General features: G+C 61.0%; 16 protein-coding genes and 1 tRNA gene. 2 read left to right on the top strand and 15 right to left on the bottom strand.

Annotated elements, in window-relative coordinates; all coding sequences use genetic code 11:
- Positions 1-3: 3 nt before the first annotated feature.
- On the bottom strand, positions 4-1,299 hold the full coding sequence (locus ACWGS8_RS13185) for a glycosyltransferase (RefSeq protein ID WP_454581756.1): 1,296 nt from the start codon (positions 1,297-1,299) through the stop codon (positions 4-6).
- Positions 1,300-1,508: 209 nt separating this feature from the next.
- Here ACWGS8_RS13185 and ACWGS8_RS13180 point away from each other — a divergent pair, with 209 nt between their 5' ends.
- Entirely contained in the window at positions 1,509-2,345 is an 837-nt protein-coding gene (locus ACWGS8_RS13180; protein WP_454581368.1) for a hypothetical protein, read from the top strand.
- 36 nt (positions 2,346-2,381) lie between these two features.
- Here ACWGS8_RS13180 and ACWGS8_RS13175 read toward each other — a convergent pair.
- Positions 2,382-2,457, bottom strand: a tRNA-Lys gene (locus ACWGS8_RS13175).
- A gap of 304 nt (positions 2,458-2,761) precedes the next feature.
- Here ACWGS8_RS13175 and ACWGS8_RS13170 point away from each other — a divergent pair.
- Positions 2,762-3,229, top strand: coding sequence for a BA14K family protein (locus ACWGS8_RS13170; RefSeq protein WP_454581367.1), 468 nt, complete (start codon positions 2,762-2,764; stop codon positions 3,227-3,229).
- Between the two features lie 50 nt (positions 3,230-3,279).
- On the opposite strand, the gene glpK is transcribed toward ACWGS8_RS13170, so the two are convergent.
- The 13 genes from glpK to ACWGS8_RS13105 form a co-directional block, all read right to left on the bottom strand.
- The gene (gene glpK / locus ACWGS8_RS13165; RefSeq protein ID WP_454581366.1) at positions 3,280-4,770 is read right to left on the bottom strand and encodes a glycerol kinase GlpK; all 1,491 of its coding nucleotides are present in this window, start codon (positions 4,768-4,770) and stop codon (positions 3,280-3,282) included.
- 90 nt (positions 4,771-4,860) lie between these two features.
- Positions 4,861-6,585 carry an ABC transporter substrate-binding protein gene (locus ACWGS8_RS13160; protein ID WP_454581365.1) on the bottom strand — a complete coding sequence of 575 codons (1,725 nt, stop codon included), beginning with the start codon at positions 6,583-6,585 and terminating at the stop codon, positions 4,861-4,863.
- 79 nt (positions 6,586-6,664) lie between these two features.
- Entirely contained in the window at positions 6,665-6,952 is a 288-nt protein-coding gene (locus ACWGS8_RS13155; RefSeq protein WP_454581364.1) for a DUF2160 domain-containing protein, read from the bottom strand.
- 2 nt (positions 6,953-6,954) lie between these two features.
- On the bottom strand, positions 6,955-7,872 hold the full coding sequence (locus ACWGS8_RS13150) for a carbohydrate ABC transporter permease (RefSeq protein WP_454581363.1): 918 nt from the start codon (positions 7,870-7,872) through the stop codon (positions 6,955-6,957).
- A gap of 1 nt (position 7,873) precedes the next feature.
- Positions 7,874-8,740, bottom strand: a complete 867-nt coding sequence (locus tag ACWGS8_RS13145; RefSeq protein ID WP_454581362.1) for a carbohydrate ABC transporter permease — start codon at positions 8,738-8,740, stop codon at positions 7,874-7,876.
- The gene (locus tag ACWGS8_RS13140; RefSeq protein WP_454581361.1) at positions 8,741-9,808 is read right to left on the bottom strand and encodes an ABC transporter ATP-binding protein; all 1,068 of its coding nucleotides are present in this window, start codon (positions 9,806-9,808) and stop codon (positions 8,741-8,743) included.
- 10 nt (positions 9,809-9,818) lie between these two features.
- A complete protein-coding gene (locus tag ACWGS8_RS13135; protein WP_454581360.1) occupies positions 9,819-10,898 on the bottom strand; it encodes an ABC transporter ATP-binding protein in 1,080 nt (359 codons plus the stop codon).
- Between the two features lie 41 nt (positions 10,899-10,939).
- On the bottom strand, positions 10,940-12,466 hold the full coding sequence (glpD, locus tag ACWGS8_RS13130) for a glycerol-3-phosphate dehydrogenase (protein ID WP_454581359.1): 1,527 nt from the start codon (positions 12,464-12,466) through the stop codon (positions 10,940-10,942).
- Positions 12,467-12,593: 127 nt separating this feature from the next.
- Positions 12,594-13,361 (bottom strand): DeoR/GlpR family DNA-binding transcription regulator, encoded by a 768-nt coding sequence (locus ACWGS8_RS13125; RefSeq protein WP_454581358.1) that lies wholly within the window; start codon positions 13,359-13,361, stop codon positions 12,594-12,596.
- Between the two features lie 126 nt (positions 13,362-13,487).
- Positions 13,488-14,900 (bottom strand): pyridoxal phosphate-dependent decarboxylase family protein, encoded by a 1,413-nt coding sequence (locus ACWGS8_RS13120; protein ID WP_454581357.1) that lies wholly within the window; start codon positions 14,898-14,900, stop codon positions 13,488-13,490.
- Positions 14,901-15,012: 112 nt separating this feature from the next.
- Complete coding sequence (locus tag ACWGS8_RS13115) at positions 15,013-15,744, bottom strand: peptidase (RefSeq protein ID WP_454581356.1); 732 nt, start codon at positions 15,742-15,744, stop codon at positions 15,013-15,015.
- A gap of 31 nt (positions 15,745-15,775) precedes the next feature.
- Entirely contained in the window at positions 15,776-16,567 is a 792-nt protein-coding gene (locus tag ACWGS8_RS13110) for a transglutaminase family protein (RefSeq protein WP_454581355.1), read from the bottom strand.
- Positions 16,568-16,631: 64 nt separating this feature from the next.
- Positions 16,632-17,573: an alpha-E domain-containing protein gene (locus tag ACWGS8_RS13105; RefSeq protein WP_038646939.1), complete on the bottom strand. Its 942-nt coding sequence runs from the start codon at positions 17,571-17,573 to the stop codon at positions 16,632-16,634.
- Positions 17,574-17,623: the final 50 nt, after the last annotated feature.

Genomic DNA, 17,623 nt, shown 5'->3' with positions numbered 1-17,623 from the left:
GCGTCACCCTCGCCTGCGAACCCTGAGAAGTATTCTTCTGATGAAAAGCGGGATCATGCCGTTGTAGAGCCGCTTGATCTCATTGACGAAATTTGAAAGGCGCGACAACTCCTCGTCAATTCGATGCAATCTGGCCTGGCTGTCATGGGTCACCCTGTCGAGCGAAGCCGAGACTTCAAGGATCGGTCCCATTTTTGCGATTTCGGGTCCGATGGATTTGACCTGCTCGCCAAGCTCTATCAACGACGCGACATTGCTCTCCAGCGCTTTTGTGTGTGATTGCAGCAATTCCACAAGCGCGGTCTGGCCTGGCGAGACCTGCCATCCATGCATCTCTTTCACAATGTGGGCCCATCTGCGGGGCGCAACCGAAACCCCGATTTCCTCGATCCAGCGCGCGGTTGCCAGCGACCGCTCGTCGGCAGTCGTATCGGTCTGCGCCTGCATGGCCTGATTGTAGACCTTGAGATGGTCTTGAACGAAGTGCGAGACATCAGCCACTTCGCGGAAATAGGCGCAAACCTTCGCGGCATCGCCGGCATCGAACCGCGAAATCGCTTCCATCAGGTTCTCGATCGTGGTCGGCCTCGTCAGAAGACCAACCCCGAGGTTCATGTGCCGCCACGCCTCCATGTTCGCTGTATCGAGCAGCCCGGCGAAGCCCCGCGCGTCGCAGACGACGACCGAACAGCCCACCACGGCCGCTTCAAGGGCCATACGGGCGGTTGCAAAGACGATGTCGTATTCAAGCAAATCCTTTTCGATCTGATGGGAAAAGCGTTCGGTAGCCGGACCCGCCTCATCCAACACGATGTTGCTCTTCGAGCAGGCTTCGCGCACCGCCTGCTGGTGTTCGAAATTCTTGGTCAGCAGCAGCGCTCTGGCGGGTCTGGAAGGTAGCGGCAGGCGCGGCTTGAAACGGTGAAGGTCGACTGCGTTGTAGATGAGGTCCAACCTGTCAGCCGGTACACCACGCGACAGGCATTTGGCCTTGCACGCTTCGTCGACCGCGATCCAGCGGCGTATCTGCGGATGAAGCATGGGAGCTTCGATCTCAAAGAAAGCGCTGTGGCAGGAAAACACGGCCGGCACGTCGGGAAACCGCGCCAGCGCCGTCAGGCAAGGCGTCAAATGCTGGCCATGGATGATGTCAGGCTTTTCGACGATCTCGGCAATCCGGTCCACCACTTGGTGTCCCCGTCTGCGCATTCTGTCGGCCATGTCGCCAAGGGTGGGCGCCAGCACCATGGTTTGATGACCGGCGCCGCGAAGCCCGTCGGCCAGCAATTCGACAACCACTTCGGTGCCGCTGTTGTGCGCTACGAACAGATTGGTGATGAGAACCCGCAAATGCCGCCTCCTGTCTGTTTCGCAACCGTCCGCATTGGCGGTGAGGGACAACAGATGCTAGGCAGCGTTCTTAGTTTGAAGGCATCGGCCAGACAAGTTTGCACAAAAATGACCCAGCGCCTGCCCCAATGTTGGGAGGCCTTTGACGGCTGATCGCCTTGGATGCAATTAAAAACGCGGATATAGGCCAAAGCCTGGATTGGAGCCGTTGTTTGCCCGAAAAATTACAATATGTGCTGATCCTTGCGCATCCAGGGCATGAGCTTAGGATTCATCACTGGATTGAGCTGAGCAAACCGCGAATCTACCTGTTGACCGATGGTTCGGGCGGACGCCATCCTGCCCGAACCCAATATTCACGCGACCTCGTCGAAGCTGCCGGGGCAACCGCCGGCGCGGTGTTCGGCGATATGCCCGATGCCGTCTGGTACAAGGCGCTGTTGGCTGGAGATAGCGGCTTCTTTGCCGATGTGCTGGCGAGAATCAGCGCCGATCTGTCTGATATGCAGGACGTGCAGATCGTCTCGGACGCCGTCGATGGCTACAATCCGATGCACGATCTGGCCTATGCATTCGGCAATGCGCTCAACCGGCTGCCGCAAAGCTCAAGACCGGCTCGCAAGCAGCTTTGTTCCGCCGCGGTGCCTAATGTGCCCGGGCTTGTCGAGGTGGAAATCCAACTGGATGCGGCTGCGCGCGCCAGAAAGATGGCTGCGGTCAAAGCCTACACGCCTTTGGCGGATGAAGCCCGCCAGATTCTGGACCGGGATCCGCAGTGCTTCGACCGGGAACTTCTCATCTCGCAGCACTTTGACTGGGATGCGCCCTGGACGCCGGACTGGGAACGATTTGGCCAGGAGCGCGTGGCGAACAAGGTTTACGACAGATGCATCACCTACAAGGAAAATGTGCAGCCGGTCGCGCGGCAACTGATGTCGGAAAGCGACCGGACTCACGCGTCGCGGAAAGTCCAACGTCCGCCTTCCCGGGCCTAGCCAAGGGGTCTCGATGATTGCCTGCGCATGAAACAATGGTGAGCGCGATGGGATTCGAACCCATGACCTACTGATTAAAAGTCAGTTGCTCTACCGGCTGAGCTACGCGCTCCCGCGGGCGCGAAAGGGCGGCCCTCGAAATTGCGCGGAACATAGGGAGAGTGCCTCGACCGGTCAACCGGAAAAAGAGCATCCGCAAGCCAGACTTCTCAAGCATTTCCGCCGAGGCACCCTGCCCGCTTCGATCAACGGCACAACGCCCCTGGCGAAGCGACGGCACCACCTCTCGTCGGCACTGATGCGAGGCCGGAGAAACATTACAAATCAGCAAGTTGGGATTTAGCCAGGAACCTTACCCCATACCGCCCGTTGTCTCGCCACAAGGGACGTCAAGCACCCTTTCGAAGGAGAAGACCATGAACAAGATCGTATTGGGTATACTGGCGGCCACCCTGTCGGCTTCGTTTGCCGCGACTGCCGTGCCCGCCAATGCGGCGCAAATGTTGGTGCCTCAGGCGGCATCGACTTCGAGTGATGTGCAGACGGTCGATTACAAGCCGTGGATGAAGAACCGCCAGTTCAACCGCAATTTCAACGGCAATCGCAACTTTGCACGGAACGGCGACGGCTATTGGAATGGCCATCGCGGCTATCGTGAATACCGTCGCGGCTATCGCCGCCACGGCGACTACTGGTTCCCGCTGGCAGCTTTCGCGACTGGCGCGCTGATTACGGGCGCCATCGTCAACAGCGAGAACAACCGCGTCCACGAAGGCAATGCGCATGTGCAGTGGTGCTACGACCGCTATCGCAGCTATCGTGCTTCGGACAACACATTCCAGCCGAACTACGGACCGCGTCAGGAGTGCCGTTCGCCTTACTGAGGTATCGATAGCTGAGTACAAGCCCGCGCTGGAGATAGCGCGGGTCTTCCTTATGCGCTCAGCGTCCTGCGCACAGCATCGCGCCAGCCTGCCAGCTTGGCGGATCGCGTGGAGATATCCATCTCCGGCTTGAACCGCCGCTCGAGCGCCCAGCTCTTGGCGAATTCCTTTGCCTTGGGCCAGACACCAGCCTTCGAGCCGGCAAGCCAGGCCGCACCCAGCGCCGTCGTCTCGAGGATGGTCGGACGATCGACGGGGGCGTCGAGAATGTCGGCCAGCCGTTGCATGGTCCAGTCCGACGCCACCATGCCGCCATCGACCCTCAGCACCGTCTTGGCCGAAGTGCCCTTCCAGTCCTTGCGCATGGCGTCGAGCAGGTCTCGGGTCTGATAGGCGACGGCTTCCAGGGCGGCGCGTGCGAACTCCGCAGGACCGGAATTGCGTGTCAGCCCGAAAATCGCGCCACGCGCCTCGGCGTCCCAATGCGGCGCGCCGAGACCGACAAAGGCCGGCACCAGATAGACATTCTGCGTCGGGTCGGCTTCATCAGCCAGTTTGCCGCTCTGCTCGGCCTTGCCGATCACCTTGATGCCGTCGCGCAACCATTGCACGGCGGCGCCGGCGATGAAGATCGAACCTTCCAGCGCATAGGTCGTCTTGCCGTTCAGCCGATAGGCAATGGTGGTCAAGAGCCGGTTCTTTGAACGCACCAGATCGCTGCCGGTGTTGAGCAACGCAAAACAGCCGGTGCCATAGGTGGATTTCATCATGCCCGGCTCGAAGCAAGCCTGGCCGATGGTCGCGGCATGCTGGTCGCCGGCAACGCCGAGGATTTTTATCTCGGCACCAAACAGGGTTTTCTCGGTCATTCCATAGTCATCGGCGCAGTCCTTGACCTCAGGCAGCATTTTTACCGGGACGTTGAGAATGGCCAGAAGCTCGTCGTCCCAAGCGTTTTCCGCGATGTTGTAGACCAGCGTGCGCGAAGCGTTGGTGGCGTCGGTGGCGTGGACCTTGCCGCCGGTCAGCCGCCAGATCAGAAAACTGTCGATGGTGCCGGCCAGCAATTCGCCCTTCTCGGCGCGTTTCCTGGCGCCCTTCACCTTGTCGAGTATCCAGGCGATCTTGGTGCCCGAGAAATAGGGATCGAGCAGCAAGCCGGTCTTGCGCGTGAATTTCTTCTCCAGCCCCTGCTTCTTCAGTTTCTGGCACAGCGGCGTGGTGCGCCGATCCTGCCAGACGATGGCGTTGTGAATCGGCTTACCCGTCGCTCTGTCCCAGACGACGACGGTCTCGCGCTGGTTGGTGATGCCTATAGCGGCGACGTCCGAAGCCTCGCGACCAGCGGCCTTCAGCGACGCCCTCACGGTCGTCACGATGCTGCCCCAGATCTCTTCCGGGTCATGCTCGACCCAGCCGGAGGCCGGGTAGTGCTGGGTGAATTCCTTCTGGCCGCTGCCGGCGACTTTCATCTGGCCGTCGAACAGGATCGCCCTGGTCGATGTCGTTCCCTGGTCGATTGCCAGCACAAAACCGCTCATTGCGTCCTCCGCCTTCACACAAACAGGGGAGACGGCAACATGCCGCCTCCCCCAAGTTCACACGGGCGCGAGCGCCCGCATAGGACAGTCCTACTTCTGCCAGCTCTTCACCAGTTCGTCGTAGTTGATGGTGATCGGCTTGTCCTTCTCCTTCTCTAGCTTCAGCTGAGGCGCCAGATTGCCGCCCTTGACCGCGTCGGCGTTCCAGTAGGCAAGGTCATGCTCTTCGGCCATCTTCGGTCCGATGTCGCCCTGGACACCGGATTTCTCGATACGCGCCATGACTTTTTCCTGATCGGCGCAGAGCGAATCCATGGCTTCCTGCGGTGTCTTGGCACCAGACGACGCGTCGCCGATGTTCTGCCACCAGAGCTGCGCCAGCTTCGGATAGTCCGGCACGTTGGTACCGGTCGGCGTCCACTGCACACGGGCCGGCGAACGATAGAACTCGATCAGACCGCCGAGCTTCGGCGCACGTTCGGTGAAGCTCTTGTCATGGATGGTGGAGTCGCGAATGAAGGTCAGGCCAACCTGGCTCTTCTTCACATCGACGGTCTTCGAGGTCACGAACTGGGCATAAAGCCAGGCGGCCTTGGCGCGGTCGGTCGGCGTCGACTTCATCAGGGTCCAGGAACCGACATCCTGATAGCCGAGCTTCATGCCGTCCTTCCAGTAGGAGCCGTGCGGAGACGGCGCCATACGCCACTTCGGCGTGCCGTCCTCGTTCATGACCGGCAGGCCGGGCTTGACCATGTCGGCGGTGAACGCGGTGTACCAGAAGATCTGCTGGGCAACACTGCCTTGCGACGGCACGGGGCCGGATTCGGAGAAGGTCATGCCCTGGGCTTCCGGCGGCGCATAGGCTTTCAGCCAATCAAGATACTTCTGGATGGCATAGACCGATGCCGGTCCATTGGTGTCGCCGCCGCGCGCGGTGCACGAGCCGACAGGCCGCGAATTCGCATCGACCTTGATGCCCCATTCGTCGACCGGCACACCGTTCGGCAGGCCCTTGTCGCCATTGCCGGCCATCGACAGCCAGGCGTCCGTGAACCGCCAGCCGAGCGACGGATCCTTCTTGCCGTAGTCCATGTGGCCATAGACCTTCTTGCCGTTGACGTCGCGGCCGGTGAAGAATTCGGCGATGTCCTCATAGGCCGACCAGTTGACCGGCACGCCGAGATCGTAGCCGTACTTGGCCTTGAAGTCGGCCTTGTTCTTCTCATCGTTGAACCAGTCGTAACGGAACCAGTAGAGGTTCGCGAACTGCTGGTCGGGCAATTGGTAGAGCTTCTTATCCGGCGCGGTGGTGAACTTCGTGCCGATGAAGTCGTCAACGTCGAGCATCGGATCGGTAACGTCCTTGCCTTCGCCCGCCATCCAGTCGGTCAAATTGCGCACCTGCTGGTAACGCCAGTGGGTGCCGATCAGATCGGAATCGTTGACCCAGCCGTCATAGATGTTCTGGCCGGTCTGCATCTGGGTCTGGATCTTCTCGACGACGTCGCCTTCCTGGATGACGTCATGCGTGACCTTGATGCCGGTGATGGCGGTAAAGGCCGGCGCCAGCACTTGAGACTCGTACTGGTGGGTGGTCAAGGTTTCCGACACGACTTTGATGTCCATGCCGGCGAAGGGCTTGGCAGCGTCGACGAACCACTGCATTTGCTTTTCCTGGTCGGCGCGCGAAAGCGTCGATACGCCGCCTATCTCTTTGTCCAGAAAGGCTTTTGCCTCATCCATCCCGGCGTAGGCATTGCCCGCGCCGAGCAACAGGACAAGGGCTGTTGTTGATGTTAAAAATTGCCGTCGCATGCGTTTCCTCCACTGTTTCAGGTTTCAAGTGCGATCTGGAGCGGTGGCCGGCACGCTGCCGCTCCAACAGTTTCCCCCTCTATACGTAGCGGAACACGCCGACGGCGTAGACCACGGAGAGAGCGAGAGCCCACCACAGGTTGGATCCAACGAGACCCAGCCAAGCGAGATGGATATAGGCGCTGCCAAGCAGCGACAGGAAAAGACGATCGCCGCGCGTCGTCTCGAAGCGCAGGATGCCGACGCGCGGATTGCCGCCCGGCGAGGCGTATTCCCACGCCGCCATGCCGCACAGCAACAGCAGAATGGTCGCGAAGAAGGCCGCCGTCGGCCACGTCCACGCCATCCAGGAGAGGTCAAAATTCATGATCATACCCTCCCCAGGGCAAAGCCCTTGGCGATATAATTTCGGACGAACCAGATGACGAGCGCGCCCGGGATCAGCGTCAAAACACCGGCAGCGGCGAGCAGGCCCCAATCCATGCCTGCGGCCGAAACGGTGCGCGTCATGGTGGCGGCGATTGGCTTGGCGTCGGTGGTGGTCAGCGTGCGTGCGATCAGCAACTCGACCCACGAGAACATGAAGCAGAAGAAGCAGGCGACACCGATGCCGCTCGCGATCAGCGGCATGAAGATCTTTACGAAGAAGCGCGGGAAGGAATAGCCGTCAATATAGGCGGTCTCGTCGATTTCCTTCGGCACGCCCGACATGAAGCCCTCGAGAATCCAAACCGCCAGCGGAACGTTGAACAGGCAATGCGCCAGCGCCACCGCGATATGCGTGTCGATCAGCCCGAAGGCCGAGTAGAGTTGGAAGAACGGCAGTGCGAACACCGCCGGCGGCGCCATGCGATTGGTCAGCAGCCAGAAGAACAGATGTTTGTCGCCAAGGAAGCGGTAGCGCGAGAAGGCATAGGCCGCCGGCAGCGCCACCGATACCGAAATCACCATGTTCATAACCACATAGGTGATCGAGTTGATGTAGCCGGAGTACCAGGCCTTCTCGGTGAAGATGGTGACGTAGTTGGCGATTGTCGGTGCGTGCGGGTAGAGCGTCAGCGAGTTGACGATCTCGGCATTGGTCTTGAAGCTCATGTTGATGAGCCAGTAGATCGGCAGCAAAAGCACGATGATGTAGAGCGTCGGCACGATCCACCACCAGCGCGATTCCTCGCCGCGACGGCGCATCCGCCTGTCGAGATCGCTCTGCGACAGCGTACTGGCGAGACCTTCCGAGGCGGTCCCGTTTATCGCATTGCGCTCGGTTCGTTCATTGGCGCCAGCCATTTCAGCGCTCCGCGTCGTAGTTGGTCATCACGGTGTAGAACACCCATGACAACAACAGGATGATGAGGAAGTAGACCAGCGACATGGCGGCCGCCGGGCCAAGGTCGAACTGGCCGAGCGCCGTCTTCACGAGGTCGATCGACAGGAAGGTCGTCGAGTTGCCCGGCCCGCCGCCGGTGACGACGAAAGGTTCGGTGTAGATCATGAAACTGTCCATGAAGCGCAGCAGCACGGCGATCAAAAGCACGCGCTGCATCTTCGGCAGCTGGATGTAGCGAAACACCGCCCAGCGCGAGGCCCCATCGATCTTGGCCGCCTGGTAGAAGGCATCGGGGATGGAAACCAGGCCGGCATAGCAGAGCAGCACGACGAGGCTGGTCCAGTGCCATACATCCATGATGATGATGATGACCCAGGCGTCGAACGCATGCTGGACGTAGTTGAAGTCGATGCCGAGCGCGTTGACATAGTAGCCCAGCAGCCCGATGTCGTTGCGTCCGAACACCTGCCAGATGGTCCCGACGACGTTCCACGGGATCAGCAGCGGCAATGACATCAGCACCAGGCACACCGGCACGCCCCAGCCCTTCCTCGGCATGTTGAGCGCGATGAAGATGCCGAGCGGCACCTGGATCGCCAGGATGATGAAGGAAAAGATCAGGTTGCGGACCATCGCTTCCCAGAAGCGGCTGGACGACAGCAGATCCTCGAACCATTCGGTTCCGGCCCAGGTGAAGACATTGTTGCCGAACGTGTCCTGCACCGAATAGTTGACGACCGTCATCAGCGGGATGACGGCGGTGAAGGCTACCAGCACCAGCACCGGCAGCACGAGGAACCAGGCCTTGTTGTTCCAGGTCTTGTCCATCTAGGCCCCCATCTCGACACGCCAGGAATCGGCATAGATGTTGATGCCGGCCGGATCGAACCGCACCTTCGGCTCGGCTGGCACGGTCTCGTCCTCGCCGATGACGGCAGCAATATCCCTGCCTTCCAGCTTGGCGCGCACCACCTTGTGGCGGCCGAGATCCTCGACCTTGCTGATCGAAACGGCCATGCCGTCCCGGCCGAGCCGCACATATTCGGGACGGATGCCGAGTTCGACGGCGCCGCCGGAGGTTTTGGGTGCGCCCGGCAATTCGATCCGCTGCGAGCCGAGCGTCGCCGTCTTGCCGTCGATCGCCACCGGCATGACGTTCATGCCCGGCGAGCCGATGAAATAACCGACGAAGGTGTGGCGCGGTCGCTCGAACAGTTCGGTCGGCGTGCCGATCTGCACGATGCCGCCATCATACATGACCACGACCTGGTCGGCGAAGGTCAGCGCCTCGGTCTGGTCGTGGGTGACGTAGACCATGGTGTATCCGAAGCGGCGGTGAAGCTGCTTCAACTGCGAGCGGAGCACCCATTTCATGTGTGGGTCGATGACGGTCAGCGGCTCGTCGAACAGGATGGCGTTGACATCGGAGCGCACCAGCCCGCGGCCGAGCGAGATCTTCTGTTTCTGGTCGGCGGTCAGGCCCCTCGCCTTCCTTTTCGCCCAGGACGCGAGATCGATCATCTCCAGCGTCTCGCGCACCTTGCGGTCGACATCGGCCTCCGGCACGCCGCGATTGCGCAGCGGGAAGGCCAGATTGTCGTAGACGGTCATGGTGTCGTAGATAACCGGAAACTGGAACACCTGCGCGATGTTGCGTTCCTGCGTCGACAGATTGGTCACGTCCCTGCCGTTGAACAGCAACTGGCCGTGCGAGGGGTGCAGCAGTCCCGAAATAATGTTGAGCAGCGTGGTCTTGCCGCAGCCGGATGGCCCGAGCAGCGCATAGGCGCCGCCATCCTCGAATGTGTGGTGCACTTCCCTGAGCGCAAAATCGGCATCCGTCCGCGGGTTCGGCAGATAGGAATGCCTGACATGGTTGACGTCGATGCGCGCCATATCGCCCTCCTCAAGCCGCCAGCTTCGGCGCGGTCACGGCGCGGCCATGCTCGTCGAAGACCATGATGTGACGCGGGTCGATGAACACCTCGACCGCTTCGTCGGTCTCGAAATCCCTGATGCCGTGGGTCAGCATGACCCAGCGCACATCGGCGAAATCGAGATGGATGAAACTCTCCGACCCGGTGATCTCGGTGATGGTCACCTTTGCCCGCACCGGCACGGCGCCGGCATTGGGCCGTTCGAGCGAAAGATGGTGCGGCTGGAAGCCGATCGTGTAGTTGCCATCGGCGATGCCGACGAGTTCGGGCGGTACCGGCAGCTTCACCCCGCCTTCGAGCAGGAAGTCGGCGCCCTTCTTGGCTAGCACGATGGTGTTGAGCGGCGGATCGGCGAAGGTCCTGGCCGTCACCAGGTCGACCGGCTTGCGGAACACGTCGATGGTCGGCCCGAACTGCGTGATACGGCCTTCCGACAGCGTTGCCGTATTGCCGCCGAGCAGCAGCGCCTCGTGCGGTTCGGTCGTGGCGTAGACGAAGATGGTGCCGGCGGCGGCAAAGATCCTCGGCAATTCGGCGCGCAACTCCTCGCGCAATTTGTAGTCGAGATTGGCGAGCGGCTCGTCGAGCAGCACCAGGCTGGCATTCTTGACGATGGCGCGCGCCAGCGCGGTGCGCTGCTGCTGGCCGCCGGAAAGGTTGAGCGGCGTGCGGTCGAGATAGGGCGTCAGCTTTAGGAGTGCCGCGGCCTCGCGCACCTGACTGTCGATCTTGCCTTGTTCGACGCCCGCCACCCTGAGCGGCGAGGCGATGTTCTCATAGACGGTCATCGCCGGATAGTTGATGAACTGCTGGTAGACCATGGCGATCTTGCGCTTCTGCACCGGCATGCCGGTGACGTCATGGCCGTCGAACCAGACCGAGCCGGAAGTCGGCACATCGAGACCGGCCATCAGCCGCATCAGGCTGGTCTTGCCGGAAAGCGTCGGCCCGAGCAGAACATTGAGCGAGCCGTGCTGAAGCGTCAGCGACACGTCGCGTATGTGCTCGACCGCACCGACCGTCTTGGTGACGTTCCTCAATTCAAGCATGACGCCTCCTCCCAGGCTTTCCGCATCAGCTCAAGACCTCTTCATTCGGCGGCCGCGACGTGCCGACGACGTATGCCGCGCATGAATTCATCGAGTGCCGCGACGTGTTCGCGGCTGAGATGCAGGCCGCGCTTGGTGCGGCGCCACAGCACGTCTTCCGCTGTAAGAGCCCATTCGTTTTCAACAAGATAGCGCACTTCGGCCTCATAGAGATCGCCGCCGAAATTGCGGCCGAGTTCGGCATTCGACTTGGCAAGGCCAAGCAAACGCTGAGCACGCGTCCCGTAAAGCCGCGTCAGCCGTCGGGCGAGGCGCGCGTCGAGGAAGGGATAGGCTGTCTTCAGCTTCGCCACTTGCGCGTCGAAACCGGTCGCCGGGAAATCGCCGCCCGGCAGCGGCGCGTCCGATGTCCACGGCTTGCCGCGCTTGCCGAGAAAACCTTCGATCTTCTCCAGCATCGATTCCGACAGCCGGCGGTAGGTGGTGATCTTGCCGCCAAAGGCATTGATGATCGGAGCGGCACCCTCGCCGCCATCGGCCTTCAGCACATAATCGCGCGTCGCTTCCTGTGCCTTGGAGGCGCCGTCGTCATAGAGCGGCCGCACGGCCGAATAGGTCCAGACGATGTCGGAGCGCTTGACGGGTTGTGCGAAATATTCGCTGGCCGCGGCGCAGAGATAATCGATCTCGGTGTCGCTGATCTTCACATCGTGCGGATCGCCGGGGTAATCTTGGTCGGTAGTGCCGATCAGCGTGAACTCGTCCTCGTAAGGGATGGCGAAGATGATGCGGCCATCCTTGTTCTGGAAGAAATAGGCGCGCGGATCGTCGAACTTCTTGGCGATGACGATATGGCTGCCCTGCACCAGGCGGACATTGTGCACATCGTTAAGGCCGACGACACCGGAGAGCACGTGATCGACCCACGGTCCGGCCGCATTGACCAGCAGCCGCGCCTTGATCTCTTCGGTCTCGCCGTTCTGCAGATTCTCGATCTTGATTGTCCAAAGGCCGTTTTCACGGCGCGCGCCGACGACCTTCGTGCGGGTCCGGATCGTTGCACCGCGGTCGGCGGCATCGCGTGCGTTGAGCGCCACCAGCCGTGCATCGTTGACCCAGCCGTCGGAATATTCGAACGCCTTTTTGAACAATGGCTTCAGAGGCTTGCCGGCCGGATCGCTCGCCATGTCGAGCGTCCTGGTCGCCGGCAACAATTTGCGCCCGCCAATGTGGTCGTACAGGAACAGGCCGAGCCGGATCAGCCACGCCGGACGCAGGCCCTTGGCATAGGGCAGCACGAAGCGCATCGGCCAGATGATGTGCGGCGCGTTCTTCCACAGAACTTCGCGCTCCATCAGAGCCTCGCGCACTAGGCGGAACTCGTAGAATTCGAGATAACGCAGGCCGCCATGGATCAGCTTGGTCGAACCGGAGGAGGTTCCGCTGGCGAGGTCGTTCATCTCGGCGAGAAAAACCGAAAACCCCCGTCCAACGGCATCGCGCGCTATGCCGCAACCGTTGATACCGCCGCCTATGACGAAAATGTCCCGGACTGAAGACGTGTCCACTTAACTCCTCCACGATTTCGCATTGCACCATTTTTGGTCTTTTGCGAAACCGTGGCGGAATTATTTCGAACTCATAACGAATGTCAAACGAAATATCACAGGTCCGTGAGATGATCCTGAGAGAGCCTCACCCAAGCGACGTCTCGATCAGCTGAACCTCGGCCTCCTGGCAGATCTTGCGCACCGAGGGAATGTCGCAGCGGTCGGTGATGAAGGTGTTGACCTGCGAGAGGTGACCGATGCGCACAGGCGCCGTGCGCTCGAACTTGGTCTGGTCGGAGACCAGAATCACATGCCTGGCATTGGCAATGATCGCCTGCGCCACCTTCACCTCGCGAAAATCGAAGTCGAGCAAGGCGCCGTCATGATCGATGGCCGAGGCGCCGATAACGGCGTAGTCGACCTTGAACTGCCTGATGAAATCGACCGCCGCTTCACCGACGACGCCGCCATCCGAACCGCGTACCACCCCGCCGGCAATCACCACCTCGATCGAAGGATATATACGCATCCTATTGGCAACATTGATGTTATTGGTGATAACCATCAGGCCGTTATGGTCTAGCAACGACTTGCTGACCGCTTCCGTCGTGGTGCCGATGTTGATGAACAGCGAGGCGTTATCAGGGATCAGCCTCGCCGCCGCGCGGCCGATCGCTTCCTTCTCGTCCGCCGCGATCTTGCGCCGGGCCTCATACTCCATGTTCTCGATACCGGACGGGAACAGTGCGCCGCCATGGATGCGCGAAAGCAGCCGCTGGTCGCAGAGATCGTTGAGGTCCTTGCGAATGGTCTGCGGCGTCACGTTGAAATGCGTGGCCAGATCGTCGACCAGCACGCGGCCATGGTCCTTGGCCATCTGGATGATCTCAGCATGGCGTGGCGACAGATACATGGGCGGCCTCCCGTTTTCGTTTTTCTTGTCTATAGCCGAAAACGAAAACAATGAAAAGGCATAAGCCGGCTAACGGAAATCACCTGATTGCAAAGGCAAACTCCAGCGCAATCCAGTATTGGCCGGTCAGGCCATGCCGCGCGCGATTTCGGTGATGACGGCAAAAGCCGAATCGACATCGCTCGCGGTCGCCTCGAACTGGCCGACCTGGAAGCGGATCGCGACCCGCCCATCGACCCTCGTTTGCGTCAGGTAGATGCGGCCATCGTCGTTGATCGCATTGACCAGCCGCAGATTGTGCTCGTCGGCATCGGCGCTTGAGGGCGCCCTGTGGCGGAATGAAAACAGCGACAGCATCGGTTGGCTGACGATCTCGAAATCCGGCTCCCTTGCCAGCCGCGCGGCAAGGCCTTCGCTCCAGGCGACATGGTTGCGGATCATGGCGCGCAGGTTTTCCAGCCCATGAGCCCGCAACAGGAACCACAGCTTCAGGGCACGAAAACGCCGGCCGAGCGGCACCGACCATTCGGAATAGTTGATGATGCCGTCATGGCCGTGAGTCCTGAGATAGTCCGGCTTGATGGCCAGCGTCCGGACATGGCTTTCAGGGTCGCGCAGGAACTGGATCGAACAATCGAACTGCGCGCCCAGCCATTTGTGCGGGTTGAAAACGATCGAATCGGCGCCTTCGACGCCGGTCCAGAAATGCCGGTACTCCGGGCAGATCATCGCCGATCCGGCCCAGGCCGCATCGACATGAAGGTAGAGCCCATGCCGGTTGGCGATCTCCGCGACCGCCGCGATGTCGTCCGTGCCGCCCGTGCTGGTGCCGCCGACGCAAGCGATGATGCCCGCCGGCAGCAGGCCGGCTTCGCGGTCGGCCACGATGGCTGCTTCCAGGGCGGCGGTGTCCATGGCGCGAAAGCGGCCGGAGACCGGAATGCGCACCAGATTGTCCTCGCCGATGCCCGAAACCCAGATCGCCCGATCGATCGACGTGTGCACCTGATCCGAGGAATAGATACGCAGCCGCGCCTGCCCGGCCAGCCCCTTTTTGTTGCCTTGCCAGTCCAGCGCGCGCTCGCGCATGGTCAGCACCGCATTGAGTGTCGCCGACGAGGCCGAATCCTGGATGACCCCGGAAAATCCCTCGGAAAGGCCAAGTGCCTGACGCATCCAGTCGACGGTGCGGGTCTCGAGTTCGGTCGCCGCAGGCGAGGTCTGCCAAAGCATGCATTGCGCGGCCATTGCGGAGACGAGATACTCGGCCACCACCGAAACCGGCGCCGCATTGGCTGGGAAATAGGCGAAGAAGCGCGGGTGCTGCCAGTGCGTCATGCCCGGCACGATGTTCTTTTCGAAGTCGGCGAAGATCCTGTCCATCGGTTCGGCGTCTTCGGGCGGCGAGGCCTCAATGCTCCTGAAAATGTCGCCCGGCTCGACCAGCGGCCGCACCGGCCGCTCGCGCAATGAATTGCGATACTCGGCGCCCCAGTCGGCGGCACGCCGCGACCACTGCCGGAACTCATCATTGTTCATCCTGCTCTCCCGACATGATCGCGATGCCGGCGCGTGCCTCGCCCGGCTCTCAAATTCCATCAATAATTAACATGTGAAATATATGCAAGCGCCGGCAGCTACGGCAAGCGCCCTACCCCGGAAAATCCGGCAGGCTGGCAAAGGCGCTCTTCAGCGCCTTCGACCAGCCATCGGAGATGGTGCGATAATACTGGTCGTCCTGGCCGATCCGCTTCTTCAGGCCGACCTTGAAGGCGTCCTTCTCCAGGAACAGCAGGTCGAGCGGCAAACCGACCGACAGGTTCGACTTGAGTGTCGAATCGAACGACACCAGAAGCAGCTTCACGGTCTCGGCCAGGCTCATCGTGCGCTCATAGGCGCGGATGATGATCGGCTTGCCGTATTTGGTCTCGCCGATCTGGAAGAACGGCGTGTCGTCGGTCGATTCGATGAAATTGCCCTCGGGATAGATCATGAACAGCCGCGGCGGACTGCCCAAGATCTGGCCGCCGAGGATGAAGGAGGCGTTGAAATAGGAATCGGCCTTCTCGCCGGCGGGAGAGGATTGCGCGATCACCTCTTTCACCGTGTCGCCCACCAGGCGCACCGTCTGGTACATGGATGGCGTCTCGAGCAGTTTCTCGTGGCGGTCGGTCACCGCCTTGGTGCGTTCGTCGAGCAGGCTGACCACGGCCTGCGTCGTCGCCAGATTGCCGGCCGACATCAAGACGATGACGCGCTCACCCGGCTGTTCCCAGACATGCATCTTCTTGAAGGTCGAGATCGAATCCATGCCGGCATTGGTGCGCGTGTCCGACATGAACACGAGCCCGCGATCGATCTTCAGGCCGACGCAATAGGTCATGGAATCTCTTCTGGCACTAATCCTTGCGGGATTACTGCTCTACCGTGACGGTGACCGCAAGCCGTTCTTCCGCCTGTCCCAGTCGAATTCCCGACACCGGCGAGGCGTCGCGGTAGTCACGGCCCGTCGCCACCTTCACATAACGTTCGTCGGGAGAAATGCCGTTGGCGGGGTCGAAGGCAACCCAGCCGAGACCCGGAACATGGGCTTCGGCCCAGGCATGGCTTGCCGCCTGCTCGACGGCATCCATCATCAGATAGCCGCTGATGTAGCGCGACGGAAATCCCATGGCGCGCGCGGCGGCGGCAAAGATATGGCTATGGTCCTGGCAAACCCCGGTTTTCAACGCCAGCGCCTCTTCGGCCGGTGTGGCCGCATTGGTGGTGCCCGGCGTGTAGGCGACGCGCTCGCCGATCATGGCCATCAGCCGGTGCAGCCTTTCGATGTCGGTGCCCGTGCCGACCGCATCGGCTAGCTTACGGATCCCGCCACCGATGGTGGTCAAGGGCGTTTCCTGCGCGAACAGCCATAGCGGCGCAAAGCCCTGATGCGCCCCACTAACGCCCGACGTGTCGCGCGTCACGACTTCGCCTGTCGCCTCGACCGTAATGAAATCGTGATCACCTTCGACGCTCAGCAGTCTTGTGTCGTTGCCGTAGTGGTCGGTAAACCGCACTTCCTCGCGCGCGCCTTCCACCTTCAGCGCCCAGGACAGCACCGTCTGGGTCTGCCCGCTGACGGGAAGCAGCCGCAGCCGCTGCAGCAGATATTGCACCGGCGCGTCGTAGCGGTATTCGGTCCGGTGGGTGATCTTGAGCCGCATGGCTATCTTCCGTTTGCGTGCATGATCTTATCCGAAAACCAGTTGCCACTTTTCGGGATCATGCTCAATAAAACCGGTAATCCTGCGCGATCTCGTCGCCGAGCCGGGTGTTGTCGCGAATGAACCCGGCAAGGAACTCATGCAGACCCGCGTCGAATATATCCTTGATCGACCCTGCCCTCAGCATGGCTTGCGTTTTTTCCGCCGTCGCGTGGCAGGCATGGCGTTCGCCATAATCGTCGCCGAGGAATTTCAGATGCTCGGACAGGAAGCGGTAGCAGAAGGTCAATGAACGCGGCATGCGGACGTTGAGGATCAGGTAATCGGCGATGTTGGTCGGCTTGTAGTCGGCGTCATAGACCCATCGGTAGGAGCGGTGCGCCGATACCGAGCGCAGGATCGATTCCCACTGATAATTGTCGAGGGTCGAACCAACCCAGGAGATCGACGGCAGCAGCACGTAATATTTCACGTCGAGGATGCGCGCCGTGTTGTCGGCGCGCTCGACATAGGTGCCGAGCTGCGAGAAGTCGAAAATCTCGTTGCGCAGCATGGTGCCGTAGAACGAGCCGCGGATCAGCGCCGTCTCGCGCTTGATGGCATCGAGCACGCTTGGCAGGTCGCGCTCGTCGATCGGCCTCGCCAGCATCCGCTTCAGCGACATCCAGGCTTCGTTGATGCTTTCCCAGGTCTCGCGCGTCAGCGCGGTGCGCACCATGCGGGCATTGTTGCGGGCCGTCTCGATCGACGACATGGTGCTCGACGGGTTCGAGGTGTCGCGCAAAAGAAAATCAGCGACATCGGCGGCCGTATAGTCCGAATATTTCTGCTTGAAGGCGACGTCGGAGCCGGCGCTAAGCAGCACCGAATTCCATTCCTCCGACGCGCTTTGCGTGCGGGTCAACGCCATGCGCAAGCCGGCATCGACCAGCCGCGCCATGTTTTCGGCCCGCTCGATATAGCGGTTCATCCAGTAGAGCCCGTTAGCGGTGCGGCCCAAAAGCATGATATGGCCCTTCGGGCTAGTGAGTAGGGAATAGCGAGTAGGGAATAGTA

Source organism: Mesorhizobium sp. 43Arga, assembly GCF_053714255.1.
The sequence above is the reverse complement of the archived record's forward strand: the minus strand, read 5'-3'. Positions and strand labels throughout refer to the sequence as shown.